Raw genomic sequence first — 12,095 nt, 5'->3', positions numbered from 1 at the left:
TGTCATGTGCGATCATCATCATGCTGCGCGACATATTCTATGTCCCCAATGTGATTTGCTGGTGGCTTTGCCGCAGCTTGAGCATCGCCAGAAAGCCGCCTGCCCGCGCTGCGGTACAACGTTAACCACCACGTGGGACGCGCCTCGCCAGCGTCCCACGGCGTATGCGCTGGTCGCGCTGTTTATGCTGCTGCTGGCCAACCTGTTCCCTTTTATCTATATGAAAGTGGGCGGCATCAGTAGCGAAATAGAGCTGCTGGAAATTCCCAACGTACTGTTTACCGAGGATTACGCCAGTCTCGGGACTTTCTTTTTACTCTTTGTTCAATTAGTGCCGGCGTTTTGCCTGGTCACCATTTTGCTGCTGGTTAATCGGGTCAGAATGCCTGCCGGCCTGAAGACGTTCCTTGCGCGAATTCTCTTTCAACTGAAAACCTGGGGCATGGCGGAGATCTTTCTTGCCGGCGTGCTGGTGAGCTTCGTCAAGCTGATGGCCTACGGTGATATCGGCATCGGTCTGAGCTTTGTTCCCTGGTGTATGTTTTGCCTGCTGCAGTTACGTACTTTTCAGTGCGTCGACCGCCGCTGGCTATGGGATGATATTGCCCTCATGCCGGCCATTACCCAGCCGCTGAAGGTCGGGGTGACCGGTATCCGTCAGGGGCTGCGCTCCTGTGCCTGCTGTACGGCGGTGTTGCCGGTCGATCAGACCGTCTGCCCGCGCTGTAACAGTAAAGGAACGGCGCGGCGCAAAAATAGCCTGCAGTGGACGCTGGCGCTGCTGGTGACGTCATTTATCCTTTATCTCCCTGCCAACATTATGCCGATCATGATCACCGATCTGCTGGGCGATAAAATGCCATCGACCATTATGGCCGGGGTGATTTTACTGTGGAGCGAAGGTTCATATCCGGTGGCGCTGGTGATCTTTATCGCCAGTATTATGGTGCCGACGCTGAAGATGATCGCTATCGCCTGGTTGTGCTGGAACGCCAACGGCAACGGCGCGCGAGATTCGGAGCGCATGCATCTGATCTATGAGGTGGTGGAATTTGTTGGCCGCTGGTCAATGATTGACGTTTTTGTCATCGCCGTGCTCTCTGCGCTGGTCCGCATGGGAGGGTTAATGAATATCTATCCAGCCATCGGCGCGGTCATGTTTGCGCTGGTGGTGGTGATGACCATGTTTTCAGCCATGACATTTGATCCCCGTTTACTGTGGGATCGTGAGCCAGATTCAAGCCATGAGGAAATACAACAACATGGAAAATAAGAGCGGAGAAGCGAAAGTGCAGAAGGTGAAGAACTGGTCACCGGTGTGGATCTTCCCTATCGTCACTGCGCTGATCGGGGCATGGATCCTGTTTTATCATTACAGCCATCAGGGGCCTGAGGTCACGCTGATCACCACCAATGCGGAAGGGATTGAAGGGGGAAAAACCCGGATCAAGAGCCGCAGCGTAGACGTTGGGGTGGTGGAGAGCGCGACGCTGACCGACGATCTCACCCACGTGGAAATCAAAGCCCGCCTCAATTCCGGGATGCAGAAGCTGCTGCACAACGATTCCGTCTTCTGGGTGGTAAAGCCGCAGGTTGGGCGCGAGGGGATCAGCGGTCTTGGGACATTGTTGTCCGGGGCCTATATTGAACTGCAGCCGGGAACGAAAGGTTCGGTGCCAGCGCAGTATCCGCTACTGGATTCTCCGCCGCTGGCCTCGCCGGATGCCAAGGGGATCCGTATTCTGCTGGAAAGCAGCAAGGCGGGCCAGCTGTCGCCGGGCGATCCGGTGTTATTCCGCGGCTATCGCGTGGGGTCAGTGGAAACCAGCACTTTCGACACGCAGAAACGTCGTATTACTTACCAGCTGTTCATCAATGCGCCGAACGATCGCCTGGTGACCACCAACGTTCGTTTCTGGAAGGACAGCGGGATCGCTGTAGATTTGACCTCGGCGGGGATGCGCGTCGAGATGGGCTCGCTGTCGACGCTGTTTGGCGGCGGGGTGAGCTTCGATATTCCTGAAGGACTGGACCTCGGGGAGCCGGTGGCGAATAAAACGGAATACCATCTGTTTGACGATCAGAAGAGCATCCAGGATTCAGTCTTTACCGAGCATATCGATTACGTCATGTTCTTCAAAGACTCGGTTCGCGGCCTGCAGCCGGGCGCGCCGGTGGAGTTCCGCGGTATCCGTCTGGGCACCGTCGGCAAAGTGCCGTTCTTTATTCCGGGGCTGAAGCAGCGTTTGAACGATGACTATCGTATTCCAGTGGAAGTGCGGGTTGAACCGCAACGGCTGATTAATCAGCTTGGCGGCGATCCGAATATTCGCGCCCACATTGACGATCTGATCAACCGCGGACTGCGCGGCTCGCTGAAAACCGGTAACCTGGTGACCGGCGCGCTGTATATCGATCTCGACTTCTATCCGAAGGCGCCCCCGCGCGGGAAAATACAGGAGTTTAACGGCTATCCGATTATCCCGACCATCAGCGGTGGACTGGCACAGATCCAGCAGCGTCTGATGGATGCGCTGGATAAGATTAATAACCTGCCGATTAATCCGCTGCTGGAGCAGGCGACCAGCACCCTGGCGCAGAGCGAGAAGACGATGCAGCACGTGCAGACCACGCTGGATAATCTGAATAAGATCACCTCCAGCCAGTCAATGCAGCAGCTGCCCGCCGATATGCAGACGACGCTGCGTGAGCTGAACCGTAGCATGCAGGGCTTCCAGCCGGGCTCTGCGGCCTACAATAAGATGGTGGCCGATATGCAGCGTCTGGATCAGGTGCTGCGTGAGCTGCAGCCGGTTCTGAAAACGCTAAATGATAAGAGCAATGCGCTGGTATTTGAGGCGAAGGATAAAAAAGATCCACAGCCGAAGGGAGCGAAATAATGAAAAAATGGTTACTGGCGGCAGCCGTATGCGTACTGACGGCGTGCAGTAGCGGCGGGGAAAGCAAGACATACTATCAGCTACCGGTTGTGCAGGGCGGCGCGCAGAGCGCCGCCAGTCAGGGGGCACGTCTGCTGTGGGTAGAGCAGGTCAGCATCCCGGATTATCTGGCGGGTAACGGGGTGGTCTATCAGACCACCGACGTGCAGTATGTGATCGCCAATAATAATCTGTGGGCCAGTCCGCTGGATCAGCAGCTGCGCACTACGCTGGTGGCAAATCTCAGCCAGCAGTTGCCCGGCTGGGTAGTGTCGTCCCAGCCGCTGGGGAGCGAGCAGGATACCCTCAACGTTGCGGTCAATGGCTTTCATGGTCGCTATGACGGGCGGGTTATCGTTAGCGGTGAGTGGCTGCTGAAGCATCAGGGACAGCTGATTAAGCGCCCGTTTAACATCGTCCTCAGGCAGGAACAGGATGGTTATGACGCGATGGTCAAGACCCTGGCGCAGGCGTGGAGCCAGGAGGCGGCTGCCATTGCCAGCGAGCTTAATCGTCTGCCATAAGTAAAATTCATCATAATGACCTGCCGCGCGGTTCACCTGGGCCGCGCGGCATTTTTTTTGCCAGGTCAGTTCGTTACCGGCGGCTGCGCCGAGCGAACAAAAAATGAACTCTTATATAGGTCACAAATATGACACTGGCGTGAATTTTGCGCATTGACGTTGCCTTCTTTTCGCGGTATTCGTAACCCGTGGCTGCACAATTTGCGACCACTGTTTTCTTTTCCACCAGATCAAAGAATGAGGGAAACGAGGCATGAAGAGACAAAAACGAGATCGCCTGGAACGGGCACACCAACGCGGATATCAGGCGGGTATCGCGGGAAGATCGAAAGAAATGTGTCCATACCAGAGCCTGAATCAACGCTCATGGTGGCTGGGAGGCTGGCGAGAAGCCATGGAGGACAGGGTACTAACGGCCTGACACTGTCTCTTTAAAAAAGAAGCCTCCGCATAGCGGGGGCTTCGCCTTTTAATCGCTACTGAATGTTATCAGAAAGCGGAAGTATCCTGGAACAGACCCACTTTCAGATCGTTCGCGGTGTAGATCAGACGATCGTCAACCAGCACTTCACCATCCGCAAGTCCCATAATTAGACGACGGTTAACAATGCGCTTGAAGTGGATACGGTAGGTGACTTTTTTCGCGGTCGGCAGAACCTGACCGGTAAATTTCACTTCGCCAACGCCCAGCGCGCGGCCTTTGCCTTCGCCGCCCAGCCAGCCAAGATAGAACCCGACCAGCTGCCACATAGCATCCAGGCCCAGGCAGCCCGGCATCACCGGATCGCCGATAAAGTGGCAACCGAAGAACCACAGGTCAGGATTGATGTCGAGTTCTGCCTCAACATAACCTTTATCGTAGTTACCACCGGTTTCGGTCATTTTGATGACGCGGTCCATCATCAGCATGTTTGGTGCCGGTAACTGCGGGCCTTTCGCGCCGAACAGTTCACCACGACCAGAGGCAAGAAGATCTTCTTTTGTATAGGATTCGCGTTTATCTACCATGTTTTCAGTAAGCCTTATTTTAAGTTCGGGACGCAGGATAGCTAACACGTGTAAGCTGAACAAGTCCGATCAGTTAGAACTTGTCCCACCTAACCAGCGTAGCGGCCACGGAAAACGATGGCGAGTCTCTTGCTGGGTCGCCTGCGCTATCCGCTCCTGAATGGTTTGTCGCAGCGTCTGTCCTTCACCGTCCCACATCAGCTGGGTCAACATCGGCAGCGCTTCGGTAATATCGTCAATGGCCCAGATAGCAAACTGGTTGTCGGCAACGGCCTGACGTAGCTCGTGGCTCAGGCTGAGATGACGAACGTTGGCGGCAGGGATAATCACTCCCTGTTTGCCGGTTAAACCGCGCTGCTGACAGATAGTGAAGAAGCCTTCAATTTTCTCGTTCAGGCCGCCGACCGGCTGCACGCGACCAAACTGGTCGACGGAGCCGGTGATCGCGATGCTCTGATTTATCGGTACATTGGCCAGGGCGCTGATTAAGGCGCAGAGTTCCGCCATGGAGGCACTGTCGCCATCCACTTCACTGTAGGACTGCTCAAAGGTCAGCGAAGCAGTGAAGGGAAGCTGCTGCTCCAGCTCCAGCTCGGACATCAGAAAAGCCTGCATGATCATCATGCCTTTCGCATGAATGTTACCGCCCAGCTCGGCTTTACGTTCGACGTCGATAAATTCGCCATCGCCAATGTGCACGACGCAGCTGATGCGTGAAGGTTCACCGAACGCGCGTGGATGACCGGGGAATTCGATCACCGACAGGGCGTTGATCTGCCCGACGCATTCGCCTTCGGTTTCAATCAGGATCTGTTCCTGCAGGATTTCATCCTGCATACGCTCCGCCAGGTAGCCTTCACGCCATACCCGGCGCGCCAGCATGGTCTGCATCGCTTCGCCGGTAATCTCCTCGCCTTCGCAGAAGGCGGCAGCCTCCCGCAGCTGGCGGGTTATCCATAGCGGACTGAGCGGCAGGGTCTCCTGGTCGCCGGTATAGCGCGTTCCCTCATCGATCAGCAGAGGCCAGGCATCGGCTGCCGGGCCCGGCAGCTCCAGCTGCTGCGCATTCTGCCATACCCACTGGCACCAGGCCTTTAGCGTGTCGGCGTCAGCAAACTGCAGAGTGTCTTCATACTCGCTATAGATCGCCTGCGCAGCCAGCTCCGGCTCCATTTCCTGGAAATCGGCCAGCGATTCGCGTTCGCCCACCAGGATGATTTTCAGACTCAGCGGCATGGAGGGAATGCTGACCGGCAGCGGACGCGATTCATCCATAGAAAGCCAGTCAAAGCGCTGACGAGTCACCATATTTTTCAGACGCACCCACAGCAGCGGTTGCGCCAGCAGTGTACGTAGCGAAAGCACAAGCACGCCGCCGTTGGCCTGATGGACCAGCCCAGGCTGGAGGGTGATTGCACCGTTAAACTGGCGTACGCAGCCAAACAGCTGTTCCGCTTCTACCCAATCGGCCATCACGACCGGGGCAGTGCTGGCGAAATTATCCTCAGCGCCCTGCGCCGGTGCGAGCGTCACCTGAGCGTCGGTTACCTTATAGCGGACGCCGTAAAGCGGTGCGGCAGGCTCGTGCAGAGTCCGGGTTTCAGCCGCCAGCCATTGCAGATATTCCGGCTCTTCAGGGGCTTTCACCAGCATGAAGGAGGAGACTGCCGGCGTGTACAGCAGCTGCTCAAGCCCATAGAACAAACGCGGCTGCAGATCGCCCGAGAGGGAGGGGGCCGGATGGGAAAGTTCAGCTTGAGCAAACAGCGCCTGGTAAGCTTCCAGATCAGGCGCAAGGTCGGTTCGGGTCAGTTTCGTAATGGTCAAAGTCGCTGTTTTTTAGTTAGATGTAAAGCGCGCAATTATACCTGATGCCGCGACCGAGCACACGGAGGATTATGGTTACCCTGATGATTACCCGGTCGCAGACTTCACGAATAATGATTTATATTCAGCACATCAGAAAAAAACTGATATCCTGAAATGAGTTACACGGTCACATTGAGATCGCAATGAAATATCAACAACTGGAAAATCTTGAAAGCGGCTGGAAATGGAAATATCTGGTAAAGAAGCACCGGGAAGGTGAGCTGATTACCCGCTACATTGAGGCCAGCGCTGCGCAAGCTGCGGTAGATGACTTGCTGACGCTCGAGAATGAACCTGTGCTGGTGCATGCCTGGATTGAGCAGCATATGAATCCGGCGCTGATGAACCGCATGAAGCAGACTATCCGCGCGCGACGGAAACGCCATTTTAACGCTGAGCATCAGCATACGCGTAAGAAGTCTATCGACCTTGAGTTTGTCGTTTGGCAGCGTCTTGCTGGCCTGGCGCAGCGGCGGGGCAAAACCTTGTCTGAAACCATCGTCCAGCTGATTGAAGATGCCGAGCACAAAGAGAAATATGCCAGCAAAATGTCGAGCCTGAAGCACGATCTGCAGGTACTGTTAGGGAAAGAATAGCCAGGTAGGATCGTCGACCCGCCTGCTGGTGGTTGCCCTGGCCGGGGGCTGCTTCACAGCTCTCAGCCGCTGAAGTGGGCGAGAGGGCATAAAAAAAACCCGCCGAAGCGGGTTTTTTTATCGGTTATAACTTAAGCCGCCGGCTGAGTTACAACTTCTTTGTAGCCTTTAACTTCGATCTCTACACGACGATCCGGAGCCAGGCAATCGATCAGGGCAGCGCGAGCTTTCACGTTGTCACAGGTGTTGCCAGTAACCGGGTTGGATTCACCCATGCCGCGAGCGGAGATTTTGCCAGCCGGGATGCCTTTAGCAACCAGGTAGTCAACAACGGACTGAGCACGTTTCTCAGACAGCTGCTGGTTGTAAGCTTCGGAACCGATGCGGTCGGTGTAGCCCAGAACAACAGCGGAACCGTCTTTCGGATCCATGTTGCTCAGCTGAGTGTACAGCTGATCCAGAGCCTGCTGACCTTCCGGTTTCAGGGTAGCTTTGTTGAAGTTGAACAGAACGTCAGACTTCAGGGTGAAGTGCTTGGTAGCCACTTCCGGAGCCGGAGCCGGAGCCGGAGCAACAACCGGTGCAGCATCTTCCTGACCGAAGCGGTAGGAAACGCCCAGGCTCAGCATGCCGTTATCAGGACGGGTACCCACAGTGCCCGCGTCGCCGATGTTGTTAACCCACTGGTATTCCAGACGGGTAGCGATGTCACGAGTAACAGCCCACTCTACGCCGCCAGCAAATACTGGGGAAACGCCAGTGTCGTGTTCGCTACGGGAAACGCCGGTAGAAGCGTAGTTGCCTTTGGAGTCAGCGCGCCAAACCATGCCGCCCAGACGGGTGTAGATGTCCAGATCGTCAGTGATCGGGTAACCCAGTTTAGCGGTCAGCTGAACGCCCTGAGCTTTGAAAGCACCGTTGTCAACGCTGCCTTTATATGCCATACGGCCCAGCCAGTCATAACCCATTTCGAAACCGAGGTACGGGTTAACCTGGTAACCACCGAACGCACCAGCACCAAGCTGATCGTTACGGGTCGGACCGTTGTTGTTCTGGAAACCGTTACCGTAGAAACCGGTGTCGTGATACTGGGACCAACCCAGTTTACCACCTGCATACCAGGTGTTATCTTTCGGAGCGGCCTGCGCTACGGTAGCGAAGCCAGCCAGTGCCACTGCAATCGCGATAGCTGTCTTTTTCATTTTTTGCGCCTCATTATCATCCAAAATTCGCCATGAAGTTACAAAAGACCTTACGGTTAAATCCTTCACCGGGGGCGTGACTTGTTGTTAACTATGCTGATACATGCAGCGTAAGCCGATCACCCCTGGCGATGTAAAGTCTACAACTTAGTTCGAAACTTACAAGTGTGAACTCTGTCAGGCATATGAAAAAAAAGGGTTGTGTACACAATATTTAACAAATATGGTTGATTTTCGTACACGAAAAAAAGACAGAAATCCCCGTGTGGCAGGCATTCCGCGAAAAAGACCATAAAAAACGCTGTACCTTTCCCAGCGGTAAAAAAAATTCCAGGAATAATCCTAATTTCACTCAATGATACAAATTTGAGTGAATTTTTAGCCCGCTGAGTTGTCTGCCGAGCGTGCCCTGATTTCGCACCGGGCGCATGATGAATCCCATCGCGGACCCTACCTGGGCAGCGTTAACGAGACGTTCGTGTTCGTCAGCGGTTAACTCCTCCGCCAGCCAGCAGATAACCACACTATAATTACCCGTGCGCAGGGCACGGATCATTGAGTCTATGGTATGGCTGGGAGAGAGCTGGCTAATTTGCATGACCTTGGACAGCGGCAGACCGGCGGACTGAACCCATTCGCGGCTGAGCTTTTGTTGCGGCGTGAGCCACAGCTGCCAGCGCGACTGTTGACCCAGCTGCTGTAATAAAGGTAGCAGCAATAACTGCGTCATCATGGGTTGATCTTCACGATAGACAATTTCACTGATCAGCCCATTGGTGTTCTGTTCGCCAGAACGATGAGCGTAGTGGCCTGCCGGAGCAGAAGCCTGTGCTGAACGGTTTGCGTGAGCTGAAGTAAACATAGTCTATCCCGCCTTTAGTTACTGTATGCATATACAGTATCTTCGCCAGGGGAAAAGATCAACCGCAATTTGCCATTTTGCTGCCGGGAATTTAATCGCTTCTCGTGGTTCCTTATCTGTCAAAAGAAGCCCCTGCATTATCCAATCCTTAACGCGCGCTAATGATTTCATTTCTCCCTGTCGATTGCTGCAACGCTTGCGATTTTCTGAAAGCGTCTCGCAAAACCGCATTCTGGTGAAAAAGTCGGCGAAAATCATCTTGCTGCTGCCCGGGAAGTCCCTTATGTTTTCTCTTAGCGGATCCGTTAACAACTTAAGTTTAATTACATGATTAACAAAGGAATGATCATGAGAAAACTAGTTTGTCCGCGGCTCCCGCAATTTCAGGCCTGCGTCTCACCGCTGGGTCAACTGCATACTCGTCCGCTCTTTGGCGGCTACAGCCTGGCTATTGATGATACGGTGTTTGCGATGGTGGCCGAGGGAAACATTTATCTGAAGGCCTGCGAGCAGAGCGCTGCTTATCGGGTGGAACATCGTAATCCTCTGTTAACGCTGCGCCGACACGGCCGCATAGTGCCGCTGAAGTATTATCAAATTGACGACACTTTATGGCGCGATGAGCAGCAGCTTTTTCGGCTATCGCTACTGTCGTGGCAGAGTGCGCAGCGCGAAAAGAACTACCGACGGGCGTCGGGCCGCCTGAAGGATTTACCCAATATCAGCTTTCATATGGAATTGCAGCTGATTCACGCGGGCATACCGGACGTTAGGACGTTGCGGGAAGTTGGTGCGCAGGAGGCATGGCTGAGGCTACGCGTAAATAATGCTTCTTTATCGCTGAGCGTATTGCTGGCGCTGGAGGGGGCGATTGCCGGGGTACATGCCGCCGCGCTCCCGACGCCACGGCGTCAGGAGCTTCTCGAATGGGCGGCTACCCGGTAGCGGAAAAGCCTTGTTATTCGGTTTGGGCGTGGACCCGTTGCTGCAGGCGGCAGATTTCAGGCAGCAGCGCCAGCAGCAGGCCAATCTGCTGTAAGACCAAGGGTTCCTTACTGTCCGCGCGCGGTTCCAGATGATGGATCCGGCTTTGCAGGCTGTTCAAAGCCTGTTGCACCCGCTGTTCATCCGCGGGGGTATGATGCAAGGCGTCATCCACATAACAGACTGCATCATCCAGCAGGGCGAGGATTTCCGGCGTGGACAGTTTTTCCCGATGCGCGCCAAGAGCGGAGATATAGCTGGTGAACGTGTGGTTAAGGCATAGCAGACGAAAGGCGGTTTCTCGCTGGGTGGCATCCGCGCGTGGTTCAGTCGATAAGTTCGAGACGACGGAGGCCAGCTCAGCATCACGGTTGTAGGCGTCACGACGCGCGACACGGTAGGCCAGCCGGTTGTCGCGGCCCTGATGATACTGCTCCAGAATCGCGTCCAGATAGCGGCAGTTCGCGTTCATTGCCCGGTCCAGCACCCGCGGCAGGTTGCGGAATTTCCAGTCCGGCCAGATGAAGCTGACCGCTGCCCAGGCGATGGCGCAGCCGATCAGCGTATCAATGATACGCGGCAGCGCGACTTCAAAGCCCTCGCCAAGCAGGTTAAAGCACAGCAGCACCAGCAGCGTAATAAACATCGTGGCATGGGCGTACTGCACGTTACGGAAGGCAAAAAACAGCACGCCGGTCAGGACGATCAACAGCAGTTGCCCTTCAACAGAGGGAACCAGCAGCAGGACCGGCAGGCCGATCGCCACCCCAACCAGCGTGCCGATAATCCTTAGCGCCAGGCGATGGCGGGTGGCGTTATAGTTCGGCTGACAGACGAACAGGCTGGTTAGCAGGATCCAGTAGCCATGCTGGAGCCCGGTAAACTGGATAAAGGCATAGCCGGCGCAGAGCACCAACGACATACGTACTGCGTGGCGGAAAAGGGCCGACTCTGGCGACATATTGCGCTGCAGGCGCAGCCAGATATCGCTCAGACCGCCGAGTCTGTCGTCGGCCAGCAGCGTCTCGGTATTACTCCCGGCAGGCGCGGTGGTTTGCACCGATTCAATGGTGGCCAGCTGAGCATCGATAGCGCGCAGGTTATTCAGTAAATACCCGAGGGCGTTGAGCTGCTCGTCGGATGCGCCGCCGGCGCGCACGCGCTCAAGTGCCGCATCGAGATGCATGAACGCCCGTTCAAAATGGGCATCATGCTGATAGGGTTCGCGTAACAGAATCGCCCGCGCCAGCTTCTGGCAGGCCTGCGCCTGCATCGAAAGCATACGCTGGAAACGGAACATCACATCGCTATAGCGAAATTGATCGCGTAGGGTTTGATACTGAATATGCGATGAGCTGGCGCGTTCATGAATATCCTGGGCCACAAAGTAGTACTGCAGGGTGCGGCGGGTGCCGCGCTGGCCCCGATCGCCTCGCAGTCGGGTTAGCAGCGAGACCTTGGTTTGGTTAAGCGTAGCTACCAGCTGGCCATTAGCGAGCGCCAGATCGTACAGCGGCGCCTGGCTCTCATCCTCAAGGTCAGGATCAAACAGCCGGGATTTGAGCTCAAGATAGCGGGCCAGCTGCTCATAGCTACGCGCCAGGTTGTCCTGCAATGGACGAATCGGAAAGATCAGGTGCCCGGACAGCGTCAGCAGGTTGTACCACACTGCCCCCGCCAGCAGGAACAACGGCTGCAGATACCAATGATCGTACAGCGTGACGCCGAGCATGGTGTAGATGGCGATAAGCAGGGCGCCGAAGGCAATGGTCGCATAGCGCTGACCGAGGCCGCCAAGCAAAATAAAGCCGATGGTAGACACGGTTAAACCAAGGGCAAACAGCGGCGGCCACGGAAACAGCAGCTCCACGGAGGCGGAGGCGATAAAAAAGCAAACCAAAGTAATGGCAAGATTACGCAGACGGCCAGCCAGACGGTCGTCAAGGTCGGTCAGAGCCGCAGCCACGACGCCGAGGGTGAGGGGGATGGTCAGTTTGACTTCGCCGATCCACCAGGGAAACAGCGTTGTGCCGCAGAGCGCGATAAAAATTCGTACGTTATAAAGCCAGGCGCTGTTCCAGGTGTAGCGGCGTAGCAGGGGGCTAATCATG

11 protein-coding genes are annotated in these 12,095 nt (G+C 55.5%); 6 read left to right on the top strand and 5 right to left on the bottom strand.

Annotated features, from left to right (window positions below; genetic code table 11):
- Nucleotides 1-4 precede the first annotated feature (4 nt).
- The 4 genes from pqiA to rmf all read left to right on the top strand — a co-directional run bounded on the left by pqiA (nt 5) and on the right by rmf (nt 3,884).
- Nucleotides 5-1,273: a membrane integrity-associated transporter subunit PqiA gene (pqiA, locus tag HMPREF3140_RS24400; protein ID WP_032411211.1), complete on the top strand. Its 1,269-nt coding sequence runs from the start codon at nt 5-7 to the stop codon at nt 1,271-1,273.
- Nucleotides 1,263-2,900 carry an intermembrane transport protein PqiB gene (pqiB, locus tag HMPREF3140_RS24395; protein WP_002898390.1) on the top strand — a complete coding sequence of 546 codons (1,638 nt, stop codon included), beginning with the start codon at nt 1,263-1,265 and terminating at the stop codon, nt 2,898-2,900. The genes pqiA and pqiB overlap by 11 nt, the downstream gene beginning before the upstream one ends.
- Complete coding sequence (gene pqiC / locus HMPREF3140_RS24390; protein ID WP_002898392.1) at nt 2,900-3,463, top strand: membrane integrity-associated transporter subunit PqiC; 564 nt, start codon at nt 2,900-2,902, stop codon at nt 3,461-3,463. The genes pqiB and pqiC overlap by 1 nt, the downstream gene beginning before the upstream one ends.
- 253 nt (nt 3,464-3,716) lie before the next feature.
- Complete coding sequence (rmf, locus tag HMPREF3140_RS24385) at nt 3,717-3,884, top strand: ribosome modulation factor (protein WP_002898396.1); 168 nt, start codon at nt 3,717-3,719, stop codon at nt 3,882-3,884.
- Between the two features lie 68 nt (nt 3,885-3,952).
- On the opposite strand, the gene fabA is transcribed toward rmf, so the two are convergent.
- Together fabA and HMPREF3140_RS24375 are read right to left on the bottom strand one after the other, a co-directional pair.
- Nucleotides 3,953-4,471 carry a bifunctional 3-hydroxydecanoyl-ACP dehydratase/trans-2-decenoyl-ACP isomerase gene (fabA, locus tag HMPREF3140_RS24380; protein ID WP_002898398.1) on the bottom strand — a complete coding sequence of 173 codons (519 nt, stop codon included), beginning with the start codon at nt 4,469-4,471 and terminating at the stop codon, nt 3,953-3,955.
- A gap of 69 nt (nt 4,472-4,540) precedes the next feature.
- A complete protein-coding gene (locus HMPREF3140_RS24375; RefSeq protein ID WP_032411213.1) occupies nt 4,541-6,298 on the bottom strand; it encodes an AAA family ATPase in 1,758 nt (585 codons plus the stop codon).
- A 185-nt stretch (nt 6,299-6,483) separates the two neighbouring features.
- Between HMPREF3140_RS24375 and matP the strand changes: the two genes are divergently transcribed.
- Nucleotides 6,484-6,936, top strand: coding sequence for a macrodomain Ter protein MatP (matP, locus tag HMPREF3140_RS24370; RefSeq protein ID WP_002898404.1), 453 nt, complete (start codon nt 6,484-6,486; stop codon nt 6,934-6,936).
- A 131-nt stretch (nt 6,937-7,067) separates the two neighbouring features.
- Here matP and ompA read toward each other — a convergent pair whose 3' ends face one another.
- Nucleotides 7,068-8,138 carry a porin OmpA gene (gene ompA / locus HMPREF3140_RS24365; RefSeq protein WP_002898408.1) on the bottom strand — a complete coding sequence of 357 codons (1,071 nt, stop codon included), beginning with the start codon at nt 8,136-8,138 and terminating at the stop codon, nt 7,068-7,070.
- A 352-nt stretch (nt 8,139-8,490) separates the two neighbouring features.
- Complete coding sequence (gene sulA / locus HMPREF3140_RS24360) at nt 8,491-9,000, bottom strand: SOS-induced cell division inhibitor SulA (RefSeq protein WP_002898418.1); 510 nt, start codon at nt 8,998-9,000, stop codon at nt 8,491-8,493.
- A gap of 348 nt (nt 9,001-9,348) precedes the next feature.
- Here sulA and HMPREF3140_RS24355 point away from each other — a divergent pair, with 348 nt between their 5' ends.
- Nucleotides 9,349-9,945: a TfoX/Sxy family DNA transformation protein gene (locus tag HMPREF3140_RS24355; RefSeq protein WP_004150836.1), complete on the top strand. Its 597-nt coding sequence runs from the start codon at nt 9,349-9,351 to the stop codon at nt 9,943-9,945.
- 13 nt (nt 9,946-9,958) lie between these two features.
- On the opposite strand, the gene yccS is transcribed toward HMPREF3140_RS24355, so the two are convergent.
- The gene (gene yccS, locus HMPREF3140_RS24350; protein ID WP_023316617.1) at nt 9,959-12,094 is read right to left on the bottom strand and encodes a YccS family putative transporter; all 2,136 of its coding nucleotides are present in this window, start codon (nt 12,092-12,094) and stop codon (nt 9,959-9,961) included.
- Between the last annotated feature and the right edge of the window lies 1 nt (nt 12,095).

It is taken from the genome of Klebsiella sp. HMSC16A12, assembly GCF_001808265.1.
Taxonomy (GTDB): domain Bacteria; phylum Pseudomonadota; class Gammaproteobacteria; order Enterobacterales; family Enterobacteriaceae; genus Klebsiella; species Klebsiella pneumoniae.
This window is presented reverse-complemented; position numbering and strand designations above follow the sequence as displayed.